The organism is Thermococcus sp. 5-4 (assembly GCF_002197185.1).
GTDB classification, from domain to species: Archaea; Methanobacteriota_B; Thermococci; order Thermococcales; family Thermococcaceae; genus Thermococcus; species Thermococcus radiotolerans.
Window position 1 is genome coordinate 1,434,367 of sequence record NZ_CP021848.1, and the last position, 15,050, is coordinate 1,449,416.

16 protein-coding genes and 2 tRNA genes are annotated in these 15,050 nt (G+C 56.6%); 9 read left to right on the top strand and 9 right to left on the bottom strand.

Features of this window, described 5'->3' with window-relative positions:
- The first annotated feature begins 38 nt into the window (after positions 1-38).
- On the top strand, positions 39-1,163 hold the full coding sequence (locus CDI07_RS07925) for an MFS transporter (protein ID WP_088181104.1): 1,125 nt from the start codon (positions 39-41) through the stop codon (positions 1,161-1,163).
- Here CDI07_RS07925 and CDI07_RS07930 read toward each other — a convergent pair.
- Positions 1,150-2,346, bottom strand: coding sequence for a proteasome-activating nucleotidase (locus CDI07_RS07930; protein WP_088181105.1), 1,197 nt, complete (start codon positions 2,344-2,346; stop codon positions 1,150-1,152). The two genes, CDI07_RS07925 and CDI07_RS07930, sit on opposite strands and share 14 nt — an antisense overlap.
- 219 nt (positions 2,347-2,565) lie before the next feature.
- Here CDI07_RS07930 and cas6 point away from each other — a divergent pair, with 219 nt between their 5' ends.
- Positions 2,566-3,315 (top strand): CRISPR-associated endoribonuclease Cas6, encoded by a 750-nt coding sequence (cas6, locus tag CDI07_RS07935; RefSeq protein WP_088181106.1) that lies wholly within the window; start codon positions 2,566-2,568, stop codon positions 3,313-3,315.
- On the opposite strand, the gene CDI07_RS07940 is transcribed toward cas6, so the two are convergent.
- Positions 3,272-4,180: a glycosyltransferase 4 family protein gene (locus CDI07_RS07940; RefSeq protein ID WP_088181107.1), complete on the bottom strand. Its 909-nt coding sequence runs from the start codon at positions 4,178-4,180 to the stop codon at positions 3,272-3,274. The genes cas6 and CDI07_RS07940 overlap by 44 nt on opposite strands.
- 56 nt (positions 4,181-4,236) lie before the next feature.
- Between CDI07_RS07940 and CDI07_RS07945 the strand changes: the two genes are divergently transcribed.
- Together CDI07_RS07945 and CDI07_RS07950 are read left to right on the top strand one after the other, a co-directional pair.
- Positions 4,237-5,559, top strand: coding sequence for a glycosyltransferase (locus tag CDI07_RS07945; protein ID WP_088181108.1), 1,323 nt, complete (start codon positions 4,237-4,239; stop codon positions 5,557-5,559).
- 5 nt (positions 5,560-5,564) lie between these two features.
- Positions 5,565-5,930, top strand: coding sequence for a DUF2304 domain-containing protein (locus CDI07_RS07950; RefSeq protein WP_088181109.1), 366 nt, complete (start codon positions 5,565-5,567; stop codon positions 5,928-5,930).
- On the opposite strand, the gene CDI07_RS07955 is transcribed toward CDI07_RS07950, so the two are convergent.
- From CDI07_RS07955 to CDI07_RS07965, 3 genes are read right to left on the bottom strand one after another with little or no spacing between them, the layout of a single operon-like run.
- On the bottom strand, positions 5,927-6,463 hold the full coding sequence (locus tag CDI07_RS07955; RefSeq protein ID WP_088181110.1) for a cytidine/deoxycytidylate deaminase family protein: 537 nt from the start codon (positions 6,461-6,463) through the stop codon (positions 5,927-5,929). The two genes, CDI07_RS07950 and CDI07_RS07955, sit on opposite strands and share 4 nt — an antisense overlap.
- Positions 6,464-6,469: 6 nt before the next feature.
- Positions 6,470-7,255, bottom strand: coding sequence for a M48 family metallopeptidase (locus CDI07_RS07960; RefSeq protein ID WP_088181111.1), 786 nt, complete (start codon positions 7,253-7,255; stop codon positions 6,470-6,472).
- Positions 7,256-7,261: 6 nt separating this feature from the next.
- Positions 7,262-7,627, bottom strand: coding sequence for a BlaI/MecI/CopY family transcriptional regulator (locus CDI07_RS07965; protein WP_088181112.1), 366 nt, complete (start codon positions 7,625-7,627; stop codon positions 7,262-7,264).
- A gap of 142 nt (positions 7,628-7,769) precedes the next feature.
- Between CDI07_RS07965 and CDI07_RS07970 the strand changes: the two genes are divergently transcribed.
- Positions 7,770-7,847: transfer RNA gene (locus CDI07_RS07970), tRNA-Arg, on the top strand.
- Between the two features lie 678 nt (positions 7,848-8,525).
- On the opposite strand, the gene CDI07_RS07980 is transcribed toward CDI07_RS07970, so the two are convergent.
- Positions 8,526-8,603, bottom strand: a tRNA-Val gene (locus tag CDI07_RS07980).
- Positions 8,604-8,645: 42 nt separating this feature from the next.
- The gene (gene dph5 / locus CDI07_RS07985; RefSeq protein WP_088181114.1) at positions 8,646-9,440 is read right to left on the bottom strand and encodes a diphthine synthase; all 795 of its coding nucleotides are present in this window, start codon (positions 9,438-9,440) and stop codon (positions 8,646-8,648) included.
- Positions 9,441-9,543: 103 nt separating this feature from the next.
- Between dph5 and CDI07_RS07990 the strand changes: the two genes are divergently transcribed.
- Positions 9,544-10,275: a helix-turn-helix domain-containing protein gene (locus CDI07_RS07990; protein WP_088181115.1), complete on the top strand. Its 732-nt coding sequence runs from the start codon at positions 9,544-9,546 to the stop codon at positions 10,273-10,275.
- Between the two features lie 2 nt (positions 10,276-10,277).
- Here the strand turns inward: CDI07_RS07990 and CDI07_RS07995 are convergent, their stop codons facing one another.
- Positions 10,278-11,063, bottom strand: a complete 786-nt coding sequence (locus tag CDI07_RS07995) for a 4-phosphopantoate--beta-alanine ligase (RefSeq protein WP_088181116.1) — start codon at positions 11,061-11,063, stop codon at positions 10,278-10,280.
- 204 nt (positions 11,064-11,267) lie between these two features.
- Here CDI07_RS07995 and CDI07_RS08000 point away from each other — a divergent pair, with 204 nt between their 5' ends.
- Both CDI07_RS08000 and gltA read left to right on the top strand, forming a co-directional pair.
- The gene (locus CDI07_RS08000) at positions 11,268-12,110 is read left to right on the top strand and encodes a sulfide/dihydroorotate dehydrogenase-like FAD/NAD-binding protein (RefSeq protein WP_088181117.1); all 843 of its coding nucleotides are present in this window, start codon (positions 11,268-11,270) and stop codon (positions 12,108-12,110) included.
- A complete protein-coding gene (gene gltA, locus CDI07_RS08005) occupies positions 12,111-13,547 on the top strand; it encodes an NADPH-dependent glutamate synthase (protein WP_088181118.1) in 1,437 nt (478 codons plus the stop codon).
- Between the two features lie 11 nt (positions 13,548-13,558).
- Here the strand turns inward: gltA and CDI07_RS08010 are convergent, their stop codons facing one another.
- Positions 13,559-14,023, bottom strand: a complete 465-nt coding sequence (locus CDI07_RS08010) for a hypothetical protein (protein ID WP_088181119.1) — start codon at positions 14,021-14,023, stop codon at positions 13,559-13,561.
- Positions 14,024-14,152: 129 nt separating this feature from the next.
- Here CDI07_RS08010 and CDI07_RS08015 point away from each other — a divergent pair, with 129 nt between their 5' ends.
- The gene (locus CDI07_RS08015; protein ID WP_088181120.1) at positions 14,153-15,049 is read left to right on the top strand and encodes an MBL fold metallo-hydrolase; all 897 of its coding nucleotides are present in this window, start codon (positions 14,153-14,155) and stop codon (positions 15,047-15,049) included.
- The last annotated feature ends 1 nt before the right edge of the window (position 15,050 follow it).

Here is a 15,050-nt window from a genome sequence, read left to right on the forward strand (position 1 = left end):
CCAACATGCTTTTAAACGCTTAGTCCTTTATCGAAACCATGCGGAAGAGGCTCCTCCTGCTGGTCTCGCTCGGCTGGGTCTTCAACTACGCCCACAGGATGGCAATCCCGCCCCTTATTCCAATGATAAAGGCCGAGCTGGGGATAAACAATGCCGAGGCCGGACTTTTGATGACGGCCCTGCTTTTACCCTACGCGCTCATACAGGTTCCAGCCGGATATATCGGTGACCGCTTTGGGCGGAAGAGGCTCCTTGTCCTTAGCATAATCGGCTACTCGCTCTCCTCCGCCCTCATAATCTTTGCCCGCGAGTACTGGGAACTGCTCGCGGTTCGGGCACTGTACGGCCTCTTCTCCGGCCTCTACTACGCCCCCGCAACGGCGCTGATAAGCGAGGTCTACCGCGAGAGGAAGGGCTCCGCGCTGGGCGTCTTCATGGTCGGCCCGCCCGTTGGCAGCGGAATAGCTCCCCTGATAGTCGTTCCCATAGCGATGAGCCTCGAATGGCGCTACGCCTTCCCCGCGCTCGCGGCAATGAGCCTGGCAATCGGAATAGCCCTGGCCTTCGCCATCAAGGGGGAGGTCTCAAAACCCTCGAGGGTCACGTTCTCCATCCCGCGGAACGTTTTTCTGCTCAGCGCGGCGAACTTCATAGTCCTGGCGGCTTTCTTCGGCCTCCTCACGTTCCTTGTGTCCTTCCTGGTGAACTCAGGGGTCTCCCTTGAAACTGCGTCCCTGCTGTTCTCCCTTCTCTCGGTTATCGGAATCGCAGGTTCCCTCTTCGGCGGCGGCCTCTACGACAGAATAGGGCGGGGAAGCATAGCGGTAGTCTTCGGTCTCAACGCCCTCCTCACATTGATTCTCGCCCTCACGGCTTCCCCTTGGGTGATAATTCCCCTGGGACTGGCGTTCTATTCGGTCGGTGCCATAGTCACCGCATACACATCGGAAAAGGCCACCGGGGAGAACCTGGGTTCGGTCATGGGCTTCGTCAACATGGTCGGGTTCTTTGGCGCAACCGTCGGCCCGTACCTCGTTGGGCTCCTCATTGACGGCTTCGGCTATGAGAAGGCGTTTCTCTCAATACCCGCCATGTACCTGCTGGCATGGGGGATAATCCGGGTGGAAGAAAAGCTGGAAAAGAAGGAAATCAGCCGTACATGACCTCGTGCATGGCTATCTGTTGCGCCAGCTTCTGTTCAGAGCTGAAGACCTTCTCTATTGCCTTGAGGAAGTCGTCCTGGGTAACGTACTCGCGCCTCGCCCTTATGGCGAACATTCCGGCCTCAGTGGCTATGGCCTTGAGGTCCGCTCCGCTGGCTCCCTCGGTCATCTCCGCTATTATGCGCAGGTCAACGTCCTTGAGGTTCATCTTTCTGGTGTGAACCCTGAGTATCTCCAGCCTGCCCTTGAAGTCCGGAAGCGGAACCTCTATCAGCCTGTCAAAGCGTCCGGGCCTTAGCAGGGCTGGATCGAGAATGTCGGGCCTGTTGGTGGCCGCTATCACTTTGACGTTTCCGCTCGGGTCGAAGCCGTCCATCTCGGCCAGGAGCTGCATCAGGGTCCTGTTGACCTCCCTCTCGCCGCCGGTCGTCTCGTCCATCCTCTTTGCGCCTATTGCGTCAATTTCGTCGATGAATATTATCGTAGGGGCCTTCTCCTTGGCCAGTTCAAAGAGCTCGTGAACCAGCCTTGCCCCTTCGCCTATGAACTTCCTCACCAGCTCGCTGCCGACGACCTTTATGAAGGTGGCGTTGACCTCGTGGGCGAGCGCCTTAGCCATGAGGGTCTTTCCACAGCCCGGCGGGCCGTATAGGAGAACTCCCTTCGGCGGCTCGATTCCCACCTTCTCGAAGAGCTCCGGGTGCCTGAGCGGAAGCTCCACTGCCTCCCTCAGCTCCTGCAACTGTTTGTCCAGGCCACCAACGTCTTTGTAGCTGACCTCTGGCCTCTCGATGACCTCGAAGCCGAGAACGCTTGGGTCCTTCTCACTGGGGAGGAGCTCCACAACCGCCATCGTCCTCTGGTCAAGGGCGACCCTCGCTCCGGGCTTCAGGTTCTCCCGCTCTATCCACGGTGCTATCCTGACGACGAAGCGCGGTCCGTTGTAGTTCTGGACTATCGCCCTGTCCTCGTCGAGCAGTTCGAGGAGCGTGCCCGCGAAGGCGGGGGGCTGCCTCAGCCGGGACATCTCCATCCTAAGGCGGGAAAGCTCCCTCTCCAGCCTCTCCTTATCAGCCTCCAGGGTTCTCACCTGGAGTTCAAGCTGCCTAATCCTCCTCTTGAGGTACATGATGTAATCATCGTACTCGTCCGATGGTTTGACTCCAACGTCTTCAACGCTCATAATCTTTCACCTCTCACATTTCAAACTGTGTAGAAGGGCCTTTTTAACTCTATCTTTTCCATGCATGCTTTGGGGCATCCGGCTTTATATACCTTTGGTACGGGATGTGCGAATTTTTCCTGACTTAATTTTGAAGTAATAGAACCATGGTTTATCTGCGAAATTCTTATTAACTTCTAGTACCAACTATAATGGGGTTATAGCAAGGGGTGGGATGTAATGAGAGTTGAGATAAAGTTCAGGCCCGCAAAGGAGGGCACGATTCTCCCGTTCAATTATAACTATGACGTTTACGCTCAGCTTCTTGAAAAGATGGCCATAGTCTCACCCGAAATAGCTCGGGAGGCCGAGGTGAGTCACGTTGATTACTTCACATTCTCCCGCATCATGGTCAGGAAGCGCGAACTGATACCAGATAAGGGAATAAAGGTTCTCTCCGACGATGTTTCTCTCTACGTCTCCTCGTCTTCCAGCGAGCTGATAAAGGCCGTTGTGGAGGGCTTTATTGACAGCCCGGTTCTCCAGCTGGGCGATGCGGCTTTCATAGCGGACGACATCAAAATACTGAAGGAGCCCAGAATACGGGATGGGGCTCTCTTTTCAACGCTCAGTCCAATAATGGTCAGAACGGTCAAGCTCAGCGGCAATAAGATGAAGATATGGGACCTCTATCCGAGCGAGGAGGCCTTCTTCGACAAGCTCCGCAAGGTAATGCTGATGCGCTACTCTGCCATAGTCGGAGCCATGCCCGAGGAGAAGGACTTCACGATAGATGTCATAAAGTTCAAGCCGGTCAGGATTCTCGTCAGGGACACCTACTACCGCGGTTCCCTCATGATATTCCGCTACCATGGCTCTCTCGAGATAGCCCGCTTCGGCTACGAGAACGGCTTCGGTGAGAAGACCCGCTACGGCTTTGGAATGGTCAAAGTGATCGATGAAGAGCCCAAACGAGAAGACCAAGAGTGAGCTCTATCAGCCACACAATCGCAACCAGCTTGGGCTCCGTCACCCTGACCCTTCTCATTATTGTCCCCAGGAAGCTGGGGTACGGCGGCGCCTGAAGCGTCCCGTCCGGCAGAACCCTCGTTCTTCCGTGCCTCCTCACACCAAAGCGGACGCTCGTTGCCTTTATAACGAAGTCCAGGAAGTGGGGAACCAGGAGTAACGCCGTGTAGGCCTCGACTTTTCCGGTGATGGCGACGAGACCTATCAGGGCGCCGGCGCTGAGCGTTCCGGTGTCACCCGGAAAAACCCTCGCGGGATACCTGTTCCACCAGAGGAACCCGAGGGCCGCCCCCATGCCGGCGAGGGCGAGGAGCCTCGCTTCTCCCCCGGTTATGGCCGCTAAAACACCGAGGATTATGGCGGAGGTGCCCATCTCCAGCCCGTTGAAGCCGGCCAGGAGGTTCACCAGATTTGCCGAGCCCGTAACGAAGAGCACCGCGAAGACCGGGTACAGGATGCCGAGGTTGAGCGTGTAGCCGAAGACGTTAACCTCCGGCGCGATGCCGAAGAACGCCACCGGAACGGAGACTATGAGCGAGAGAACGACCTTGTGGAGTTGTCTCAAATTCGCCAGGTCGTCTATGATTCCAACGACCCCGAAGAGCAGGAAAACCATGAGAACTCTCGCGATTTCCACACTCATGAAGGGCGAGAGCGCCACGGGAAGGGCGAGGAGGATGGCTATACCCCCCATCTCGGCCACTTCCGGCAGGTCCATCTTGTGGATGTCCCTCCCGATGATTCCAGCCCTCTTCATCCTCGCGGCTATGTAGGGGGTAAGAATGAGCGTCAGGGTTAAACCTATAAGCGGAGCGGCCGCTATCATATTTAGACACCCAAATCCCTTAGGACTGGCCAAAAATAAACCCTTCGGTGGATACCATGGACGTAAAACTTGTGGTCTTTGACCTCGACGGGACACTGGTCGGCGCGCCCAAGCCCTTCGCGGAACTCAAGGAGGAGCTTAAATCCAGGCTCTTCGAGATGGGAATACCCGAGGAAACCCTCGGCGACCTGACGCCGATGTACGAGAACCTGCTCAGAATATCACGCGAGACCGGGAGGGACTTCGGAGAGCTTTATTCTATCCTGGTCGAGCTTGAGGTCGAGAGGATTGGAGATAGTTTCCTCTTTGAAGGGGTTCTGGACGTTCTGGATTTCCTGAGGGAAAGGGGCATCGAGATGGCGATAATGACCAGGAGCTCCCGGGAGGCGACCCTGAAGGCGCTGGAGATGCACGGAATAAGGGGGTACTTCCGGATAATCTCGACGAGGGACGACGTTCCTCCTGAGGGGCTCAAACCGAACGCCGGGCAGCTGAGGTGGATAATCGAGTCCTTCGGTGCCGAACCCACCAAGGTTCTGGTGGTGGGCGACCACGGCTACGACATACTCCCAGCCAGGGAGCTCGGCGCGCTGAGCGTCATGATAACGGGGCATACCGCGGGGAGGATGAGCTTTTCGGTGGATTCCACGCCGGATTTTGAAGTCCAGGATATGAAGGGACTCCTGCTCCTTCTGGAGAACATTCTGGATGCCTACGTTGTCGTCCCAGCCTACAACGAGGAGAAAACCCTTGGAGGCGTCCTGGACGACCTGCTCAGGTACTTCAGGCGGGAAGAGATAGTGGTGGTCAACGACGGCTCCGGGGACATGACGAGGGAGATAGCCCGCTCGAAGGGCGTTCACGTTCTCACCCACCTCGTCAACAGGGGCCTGGGCGGTGCACTCGGAACTGGAATCGCCTACGCCCTCAGGCAGAATGCCAGGCTCATACTAACGTTCGACGCCGACGGCCAGCACCTCGTGAGCGACGCCCTGCGCGTCATGAAGCCCGTCGCCGAGGGAAGGGCCGACTTTGCGGTTGGTTCGAGGCTCAAGGGCGACACCAGCCAGATGCCCTTCGTGAAGCGCTTTGGAAACTTCGTTCTCGACGCGATAACAGCCGTCTTTGCCCGGAAGTACGTGAGCGACAGCCAGAGCGGTCTTCGCTGCCTCAGCAGGGAATGCGCGTCCAAGATTATAATAACGTGCGACCGCTACGCGGTTTCGAGCGAGATCATAATCGAGGCCGCCAAGAACCGATGCCGCATCGTTGAGGTGCCCATCCGTGCCGTCTACACGGAGTACTCGATGAAGAAGGGGACGAACATCTTGGAGGGAGTTAAGATAGCCCTCAACCTGCTGTTTGACAAGCTGAGGTGATGGGGATGTACGCCGTTCAGTACATAGCCATAGTCGTTGTGCTGGCCCTGATGCTCTACGTTATGGGGAAGTACGGGAAGAGGGAGTTTGAGTGGGGCGATTTCCTCTTTTGGGAGGTTATCCTCCTTGGTCTCCTGGTGATCGCAGTATTCCCCCTCCAGATAGCCGAGGAAATAAAGAACCTTCTCGGCCTCGGAAGGGGCCTGGATGCCCTCTTTGTCCTTGCGATAGGCCTGTCGTACCTCCTGATACTGAAGGTCTACGTGGCCGTGGACAAAACGGAGAGGGAGATAACCGAACTGACGAGGAAAATCGCCATCGAACTTGAGGAGATGAACAGAAGACTGGAGAAAATCGAGGAGAAGCTCTAATCCACGAACTCCCCGAAAAGTTCCTCCAGAAAGACCCGTACTCTCTCCTTCGGGAGCCTGAACTGTCTTATCCTGACTATTCCTTTTTCCTGCGCTTCCCTCAGGAGAATCTCAGTCGCCTCGTTGGGGTACATCTCCTCGTAGACTATCTCCCGGATTCCGGCGTTGATGACCAGCTTGAAGCAGGTGTCGCAGGGGAAGTGGGTGACGTAGAGCGTCGCCCCCTCGAGGCTTATGCCCTTTCTAGCCGCCATCGCTATGACGTTCTGCTCCGCATGGACGGCCCTGTGGCAGTGGCCGTCGACGATGAGGCATCCGGAGTCTATACAGTGCTCCATGCCCCTCGGTGCACCGTTGTAGCCAGTTGCAAGGATGTATCCGTCCTTTACGGCCACGGCCCCAACCCTCAGGCGCGGACAGGTCGCCCTGAGCGATACGAGCTTGGCTATGAGCATAAAGTACTCGTCCTTGGTGGGCCGTACGCGCTTTATCCTCTCGGCCCTTTCCCTGTCCAGTACTATCTCCACCGCCATAAGGCATCACTGCATCATGCGCTGGTTGAACATGTTGTTGCCGTGAATCTCGACGAGTATCCTGAATATCCTCTCATCGTAGCTCGGGTGGGTTTCTATCCTCGGGACCTTCTGGCGCCTCTCTATGGACGGCTCTATGCTGGGCACGGCGCTCAGCCTTACATCGGCCCTGAGGTCCTCGTAGTACTTGAGCTCCTCCAGGGCATGCTTCAGACTCATGGGCACGTCCAGCAGCCTGAGTGCCGATTCATCCGCCAGGAACTCCCTGCCCTTGAGGAAGTTCGCCCTGGCGACCTCGTAGAGGGCGTAGAGGAGCAGCGCCGCCAGCGTAACGCTCGGCCTGTGGGCGAGGAGTATCAGTATTCCCGTGAAGACCATCATCAGGTACCTGCCGTACGCCAGTACGGGGAATACCTTGGTGTCACCGTTCTTTATGTGGCCCAGCTCGTGGGCAGCAACTGCCAGTATCTCCTCCCGGTCAAGCACCTCGAAGAGGCCGAGGGAGAGTACTATCGTGTTTTTGAACGAGTACGCGTTCGGTATGTAGTCGTCCAGGATGTATATCCGGGGCATTGGGATTCCAGCCTTGCTGGCCATCTCGGCTATGCCGTCGTAGAGCCAGGGCATCTCGCTCCTCTGGAGGGTTACGTAGTTGCCCTTGACGTCCCTGGTTGAGACCCAGAAGTAGAGGAGCACTATGGAGCCGAAGGCAGCCATGGCTATCTTAAGGCCTAGCTCCCTTAGGGCTATCACCGCCAGCAAGACCTCGAGGGCCATGATGATGAACAGCATTTCTCATCACTTCTTGATTTTGGACAGGTACGCGTAGGTCGCCTCCTTGAAGTTCGTCATTAGTGCGTCTAGGATGCTCTGGACGACCCTCTCCTCAAACTCTTCCCTGGTTGTCGTTATGGAGTAGACGTATCTCATCCCGCCCCTGCCCTTCTCAACGCTCCTCTTGAGAAGGCCGCGCTCGCACAGGCGGTTCATGAGGATGCTTATGGTGGAGCGCCTTATGTCCGGGTGCTTCACTTTCATGTACTCGTATACCTGGCCGGCGGTGGCAACCTGGACCTTCCACATGTGCTCCATTATCTCGGCTTCGAGGGGTGGAAGAACAGCCTTTATACCCTCCTCGGTGAGCTTGAATTCGTGCGGTTCCATGGTTCATTCCTCCTTCGTCCTGTTCTATGTAGGGTGCCCAGGCTAAAAAGTTTTTGTGCTTTTCGATGCCTTGATGAACATTATGGTCCATCCGTCCGGGTGATTAGGTTTTTAAATTCACCCAGGGAATACCTATGGGCGTGGGCCGGTGGCCTAGTCGGGACAGGGCGTCGGCCTCCGGAGCCGAAGGTCGCGGGTTCAAATCCCGCCCGGCCCGCCACAACGAAAGACAAGGGGGCTCCGCCCCCTTATCTCTCTGTACTCTCAAACCCCCATAGTGGGGCTTCGCCCCACAACCCCGTTTCTCTTTAAACTACTGGGGGGCTAACGCCCCCACACCCCCAGAACTTTGCCAACCCGATCAAGTGTTTGCTTCCAAAATGCTTTTGGAGTTTGGAATTCCTTGATGGGAGGCGTTTGTTCGTGGTTTACAGTCTTCTCGCGCTCCGAAGGAGCGCTTTTTATAGGTAAACCCTCCTTGTAGGCTTTAAAAGTGAATTCCCAGCTTGAAAGAGCTTTTTTAGAGCGCAAACACATCTCAGAATAGCACTTGGAAGAAGAATCACCGACCTTGATCAAACTTCGCGAAGCAAGCTTTTGGGAAAAGCTTGACCAAAAGTTTGTAGCTCTCTGCATTGTCGTGTTTGGAAAAGTTTTGGTTTTCTTTCTCTTGGGGCCTGTTTTTGCGGAGAACGATGAACAAAATCCTAGGATTATCAAGGGGTTTACTTTTCCTCCGACGCCCTTTGGGCGTCTTTTTAAGGTTAAACCCATTACAAGGAGTCCCTAAAGGAGTTCTCACTCAAAACAATTGATTTCAAGTAGAAAACCTCCGAGAACTTGCACTTCAAGAAAGAGCTACGAACTTTGATGAAACTTTGCGCAAGCAAAGTTTCAATGGTGGGCCCGCGGGGGTTCGAACCCCGGACCTCCGCCGTGTGAGGGCGGCGTCATAACCAGGCTAGACCACGGGCCCTTCCCGGAATTAGTGGGCGGAGGGGAAAATATAAAGCTTTCGCTAGATTCCGTCGAGTATCTCTTTCGGGGCTCCCGCGAAGGCCACCAAGTACTCCGCCTCCACTATGTGGAGCCTGCCAGGAACGACCATTACGTGGGGCTGTCTCCCGAAGTCCTCTCGGATCATGTCCCGAACGTAGCCGGCCTTGAGCGTCGGGTTCAGGGAGCCTGCTCTCGCCAGAACCACGACCAACGTGTCCGGGGTGAAGACGTTTTCTCTCTTCATGTCCTCCACCTGGAGGAGTATCTCCATCGCCTCGTTGGCCGTCATGTAGCGGTTCTGCTCGGCCTTTATGTCGAGGAAGAGCATCGTGTGAAGGTTTCTTTCCATGTTCTCCTTTATTACATCGTAGTGGCTCGTTGGAAACCAGTTCTTCTCCGGGTAGGCGACGGTTGCGCTCTTGCCGAACTTGTATATCTGTAGCCCGGTTACCGCTATCGCCGAGTAGATGCTCGGGGCGTGGATGACGTAGCTCTCGATTCCGAGCTCTTTGGCCCTTATGCGGAGGTCAGAATGCGTCGTCGCCACCATCGGGTCGCCGGCGGTGAGGAAGGCCACATCCTTCTCCTTCGCCTCACTGAGGACTATTCTCTCAAAGTGGAGCTCAACCTCCTCCCTGCTCAGCCGCCGAATGGGCTTCCCGATGAGCTCCTCCACCTTATCCAGGGTGGTACCCGCCAGGAGGGAGGTATAAAATTCCGCAAAGACCAGGTCGCATTTTCTGGCGGTTTCAAGTCCTTTGAGCGTGATGTCCTTCTCGTCGTAAAGGCCGAGTCCTATGAAGTATATCGCCATGAGCCTCACCGGGGAGCGTAGGGCGGGGAGTTTTTAAGCTTGAGGGCGGGGATGTTAGGCAATTGCCGAAAAGCTTATAACGATTGACGAATATTTTACCAACATGCTTGAAAAGGAGAAAGAAGCCCTAGCCAAGAGAATCGCAGGAGAAATAACCCTCTCCTCCGACCCCGGCAAAACAATGCGCAAATGGCGCGAGATCTTCGGAATCAGCCAGACAGAACTCGCCGAATACCTCGGCGTCTCTTCTTCGGTCATAAGCGACTACGAGGGCGGCAGGAGGAAGAGTCCAGGTGCGTCGACCATAAGGAAGTTCGTGGAGGCCCTCCTGGAGATCGACGAGCGTCGCGGTGGAAACGTCATCAAGGCGTTCAGCAAGACCATCGGCAGCGAGCTTCCGACGAGCGCGATACTCGACATCAGAGAGTTCGCACTGCCCCTCACGATTAGGGATCTGGTCGGGGCCGTAAAGGGGGACGTTGTCGCCAACATGCACCTCATAGACAGGCGCATATACGGCTACACCGTCGTTGACAGCATAAAAGCGATCCTCGAGATGAGCAGCGAGGAGTTCCTCAAGCTCTACGGCTGGACGACGGAGAGGGCGCTGATATTCACCAAGGTCACCACCGGAAGGAGCCCGATGATAGCGGTCCGCGTTCAGGGGCTCAAACCGGCCGTTGTGGTTCTCCACGGAGTCAAGAAGCTCGATGAGCTTGCAGTGAAGCTAGCCGAGCGCGAGAGAGTCCCACTGGTCATCTCCCACGCGTCAAGCGAGGCGGAGCTCATAACCGGCCTCAGAAGGCTCGTCGAAAAAACTGAGAAGGAGCTATGAGCTCACTCCAACCTCTCCTTGCGCCACACCCCACCCTGGGCTAGCCTGCTTAACCTATCCCGTATGTGTGTGAGCACGTCGCTTAGCGTTTTTCCGTTGTCGTATTCCTCCAGTATCGCGAGAAGCTCCTCGCGGCTGTAGTCCTTCATCTCTCTAGCCAGTTCAGTCATTCTCGGATACGCGCGGACTATGTTGTCAACTATCGTTATGTCCGCCATCCTCGCCGAGCGGGAAAGCGGGTTGAGGTCAACGGTGATCACGAACTTACCCATTCTGACGAGGGCCTCCGTTCTGTCGCCGTCCTCCAGCGGGACGACCACCACGTCGGCCTTCCATATCCCCTCCTCGTCAACCTTTCCCCTCTCGTGCTCGAGGCCGGGGATGCGCTTCGTGGGGTTTATTCCCAGGAGCTCCACATCGGGGTCGTACTTCCTCAGCTCCTCCGCTATCGCCCTAACGCGCTCTTCCGTGCGGTAGAATAGGTTTATCTCGAGCTTGGCGTTTAGCGCTTTTGCCAGCTCTATCGTCTCCTTTGGAACGAGTGCCGCGACGTTGCCGTTGACCGAGATAACTGGGTGCTTCGCCAGGATTAGCTTAGCGACGGCGGCTTTCATCGCCCTCTCGGCCGGCTCTATTGTTCTTTCCCCTATGAGGTAGTCGAAGGCCTCACCGCGGCCGTGGGCTATCAGCCCGGCCTTGGCCGTCATGCCCTTCTCCATTCCCTCGATGATCTTCTCCCTGTAGTACAGGCTCCAGTAGCGCGGGTGGCTCTTCGGTATCTCCACCATTCCTATCACCTATTGGAGTTACGCGCTCATGCTAAAAAGGCTTCCCAAAGCGAAAGGAGCCCCCACCGGGCTCTAAAAAAGGACGCTCCGGCCTTGTTTTGGGCGGAAAGGAGTTCTAAACCTTTGGTTCAAAAAACTGTTATAAACCCGAAGTTCAGAACTAAAGGTGAACAAAACTGTTCATTCGCACGGGAGGTTTCATCCATGTACCGAATTACCGCAAAAGAAGAACTGGATGTTAGGGATTTCTTTATGGAGGTCGAGGCACCGCACGTGGCAAGGGCCTGGAAGCCGGGTCAGTTCGTTGTTTTGTTGATACACAAGAAGGGTGAAAGGATTCCAATGTCCATCTACTACGCCGACAGGGAGACCGGAAGGCTGGGAATGTTCATCAGGAGACACGGAAAGACCACCTTCGACCTCTGGGACAACTTTGACGTTGGCGATTCCCTCTACGCGGTCGCGGGCCCGCTCGGAACGCCAATCGAGGTCAAGTACTACGGAAACGTCGTCTTCGTCTCCGACGCCGTCTGCGGTCAGGCCGAGAACTACGCCACGCTCAAGGCGATGAAAGAGGCCGGAAACTACACGATCTCCATCCAGACCTTCGAGGACAGGGCCCACTCCTACCCCGAGAAGTTCCTGGCAAAGCCCGTCGCCGACGAGCACTACCTCACCACGGAGGACGGCTCGCGTGGAATCAAGGGACACTACCTCGACGTTCTGAAGGAGCTCATCGAGAAGGACAAGGTCGACATAGTCTTCGGCGGTGGAAAGCTGGGCTCGCTCAAGAAGCTCGCCGAGCTGACCAGGGAGTACGGAATCCCGACCATAGTCACCGTCAGGCAGATAATGGTGGACGGAACCGGCATGTGCGGCTCCTGCAGGATACTCTACGACGGCGAGATAAAGTTTGCTTGCCGCGACGGGCCGATGTTCGACGCCCACAAGGTGGACTGGGACGACGTCATAAGGCGTGACAGCAGGTTCGTCCGCGAGCAGGAGATAGCCAAAAAGCACTACCTTGAGTCCAAGGGGGTGGTCTGAATGGCGAAGCCAAAGCTCATCAAGGAGCGCGTTCCCACACCCGAGAGGCCCGTTGAGGAGCGCGTTAAGAGCTTCGTCGAGGTCAACCTCGGCTACGACTTCGCCTCCGCGCTGAAGGAGGCGGAGCGCTGCATACAGTGTCCGCCGGAGTACGCCCCGTGCATCAAGGGCTGTCCCGTTCACATCAACATCCCGGGATTCCTGAAGGCCCTCCGCGAGAACGCTGACAACCCGGACGAGGCCGTCAAGAACGCCCTGCGCGTTATCTGGAACGACAACACGCTGCCCGCTGTCACGGGCCGTGTCTGCCCGCAGGAGGACCAGTGTGAGATGAACTGTGTCATGGGCAAGGTCGGCGACAAGATAAACATCGGAAAGCTCGAGCGCTTCGTGGCCGACTACGCCCGCGAGAGGGGAATCGACCAAGAGCTTCTCAAGGAGTTCATAGCCGAGACCGATGGGAAGGGCAGGGTTGCCGTCGTCGGCGCCGGACCCGCTGGCCTAACCTGCGCCCTCGAGCTGGCGAAGATGGGCTACAAGGTCACCATCTTCGAGGCCCTTCACGAGGCCGGTGGAGTGCTCATGTACGGCATCCCCGAGTTCAGGCTGCCGAAGGACATCCTCAAGACCGAGCTGGAGAAGCTCGAGAAGCTCGGCGTTGAGGTGAAGACCAACTACATCGTCGGCAAGACCGTCACCGTCGAGGAGCTCCTTCAGGAGTACGACGCCGTTTTCATAGGAACGGGCGCCGGAACGCCCAAGCTGCTCAACATACCGGGAATCCTGCTCGACAGGATTTACAGCGCCAACGAGTTCCTCACGCGCGTGAACCTCATGAAGGCCTACCTGTTCCCCGAGTACGACACGCCGATAGCCGTTGGAAAGAAGGTCATAGTCATCGGTGCCGGAAACACCGCCATGGACGCGGCGCGCTCCGCGCTCAGGCTCGGCGCCGAGGTTACGATCGCCTACCGCCGCGGAAGGGAGGACATGACGGCTAGGGTGGAGGAAATAGGCCACGCCGAAGAGGAGGGCGTCAAGTTCGAGTTCTTCCTCACGCCGGTCGAGTTCATCGGCGACGAGAACGGCAAGGTCAAGGCCGTTAAGTTCGAGAAGATGCGCCCGCTCGAGGAGAGGGACAAGCGCGGAAAGAGGAAGATAGTCGGAACCGGCGAGTACGTGACCCTCGAAGCCGACACCGTCATCATAGCCATCGGCCTTGAGCCCAACAAGATACTCGTTGAGGCCAGCGGCTTTAAGGCCAACCCGGACGGAACGCTGATCGTCGACGAGAACCTGATGACCAGCATTCCCGGAGTCTTCGCCGGTGGAGATGCGATAAGGGGAGAGGCGACGGTTATTCTGGCGATGGGAGACGGAAAGAAGGCCGCGAAGGCGATAGACGGGTACATAAAGGGCAAAAAGGCCAACGCATGATTCCTTTCTTTTTACCACTGCCTTTTTCTATCCCCCACGAAGAACTTCATGAAGCCCGAGAAGTCCTCGCCGCGGAATGCCGCGTAGAGGCTCTGGGTTTCCTCTGGGGTTAGCCACTCGATCCTCTCCGGAATTCCCTCCTCGAAGAGGTAGAGTATCTCGTCGTCCTTTCTGGCCACGTCTAGGGTGTAGATCTTCTTTCCGTGTTTCCTGGCTATCTCGATCTCCCTGACGACCAGGGAAGTGAACTTGCCGACTATGGCTATCGCCACGAATATCTCGGCCTCTGGTATCAGGTGGTCGGTGGTTCTGAGGCCGTAGTCAGATGGAACGACGAAGTTGTTGGAGCCGAGCTTCTCCTCGAGTATCTCAAGGAGCGCCCGCTCGGTGTGGGTGTGGTAGAGTATCGTCGGCTCGCTCAGGTAGACGAGCGGGCCGTAGGTTTCCTTCTTCTTTTTCTTGAAGAATCCAAGCATGAAACCACCTCAGGTGGGGATAATGTCATCATCTTGGCATCAGGAGGGATGACACTCTTCATCGGTCAACTTCCACTAACGGGCAGGACTTATTAAGGTTTAGCATGGAAGTCTAACATGGGGAGAATCATGAGGATCATTCCACTCGCCTCCGAAAGCCTCGGTGTGAGGAGCCTGGCAACCTTCGTTGAAGCATCCGGGATAAAAGTTCTCATAGATCCGGGAGTTGCCCTCGGGCCTAAGCGCTACGGCCTTCCTCCCGCAAGGGTCGAGATAGAGACTCTCCACAGGATGCGCCGCAAGCTTCAGGGCTACGCCCGGAGGGCGGACGTGGTCACCATCTCCCACTACCACTACGATCACCACACGCCTTTCTTTGATGGTCTCTACGAGAGCTCCAGTGAAGCCTTTGCGAGGGAAATCTACTCCGGAAAGCTCCTCCTCATAAAGCACCCGAGGGAGAACATCAACTTCAGCCAGAGGAAGCGCGCCTGGGCCTTCATGAAGAACGCCGAGCCGATAGCGGAGAGGATAGAGTTCGCGGACGGCAGGAGCTTCGACCTCGGCGGCGTTACGCTGGAGTTCTCCCCTGCAGTTCCTCACGGAAGCGAGGGTTCGAAGCTCGGTTTCGTGGTCATGGTCATGATTGACGACGGCTTCCGCTTAATCCACGCCAGCGACATCCAGCTCCTCAACAGGAAGGCCGTTGAATGGATAGTGGAGAAGAATCCGGACATGCTCATCACGGGTGGCCCGCCGACCTACCTCGGAAAACGCGCCGAGGGCAGCTGGGAAACGGGCATCAGGAACCTCAACGAGATAATCCGCGAAACGGGGGCTGAGGTAATACTCGACCATCACATCATCAGGGACAAACGCTATCCGGAGTTCTTCGATGAGCTGGAGGAAACTCCAAAGACGTTCGCCGCTTACCTGAAGGTTGAAGACAGGCCCCTTGAGGCCTACAGGCGGGAGCTTCACAAAAGGGAAGGGGGCGAGGAGGTGGAGCTTCCGTTCAGCCTCTGAC

Excerpts from the sequence above, each read along its gene's own strand:
- CDI07_RS07925 (WP_088181104.1), top strand. The coding sequence starts at position 39 with ATGCGGAAGAGGCTCCTCCTGCTGGTCTCGCTCGGCTGGGTCTTCAAC.
- CDI07_RS07930 (WP_088181105.1), bottom strand. The coding sequence starts at position 2,346 with ATGAGCGTTGAAGACGTTGGAGTCAAACCATCGGACGAGTACGATGAT.
- cas6 (WP_088181106.1), top strand. The coding sequence starts at position 2,566 with ATGAGAGTTGAGATAAAGTTCAGGCCCGCAAAGGAGGGCACGATTCTC.
- CDI07_RS07940 (WP_088181107.1), bottom strand. The coding sequence starts at position 4,180 with ATGATAGCGGCCGCTCCGCTTATAGGTTTAACCCTGACGCTCATTCTT.
- CDI07_RS07945 (WP_088181108.1), top strand. The coding sequence starts at position 4,237 with ATGGACGTAAAACTTGTGGTCTTTGACCTCGACGGGACACTGGTCGGC.
- CDI07_RS07950 (WP_088181109.1), top strand. The coding sequence starts at position 5,565 with ATGTACGCCGTTCAGTACATAGCCATAGTCGTTGTGCTGGCCCTGATG.
- CDI07_RS07955 (WP_088181110.1), bottom strand. The coding sequence starts at position 6,463 with ATGGCGGTGGAGATAGTACTGGACAGGGAAAGGGCCGAGAGGATAAAG.
- CDI07_RS07960 (WP_088181111.1), bottom strand. The coding sequence starts at position 7,255 with ATGCTGTTCATCATCATGGCCCTCGAGGTCTTGCTGGCGGTGATAGCC.
- CDI07_RS07965 (WP_088181112.1), bottom strand. The coding sequence starts at position 7,627 with ATGGAACCGCACGAATTCAAGCTCACCGAGGAGGGTATAAAGGCTGTT.
- dph5 (WP_088181114.1), bottom strand. The coding sequence starts at position 9,440 with ATGGCGATATACTTCATAGGACTCGGCCTTTACGACGAGAAGGACATC.
- CDI07_RS07990 (WP_088181115.1), top strand. The coding sequence starts at position 9,544 with ATGCTTGAAAAGGAGAAAGAAGCCCTAGCCAAGAGAATCGCAGGAGAA.
- CDI07_RS07995 (WP_088181116.1), bottom strand. The coding sequence starts at position 11,063 with ATGGTGGAGATACCGAAGAGCCACCCGCGCTACTGGAGCCTGTACTAC.
- CDI07_RS08000 (WP_088181117.1), top strand. The coding sequence starts at position 11,268 with ATGTACCGAATTACCGCAAAAGAAGAACTGGATGTTAGGGATTTCTTT.
- gltA (WP_088181118.1), top strand. The coding sequence starts at position 12,111 with ATGGCGAAGCCAAAGCTCATCAAGGAGCGCGTTCCCACACCCGAGAGG.
- CDI07_RS08010 (WP_088181119.1), bottom strand. The coding sequence starts at position 14,023 with ATGCTTGGATTCTTCAAGAAAAAGAAGAAGGAAACCTACGGCCCGCTC.
- CDI07_RS08015 (WP_088181120.1), top strand. The coding sequence starts at position 14,153 with ATGAGGATCATTCCACTCGCCTCCGAAAGCCTCGGTGTGAGGAGCCTG.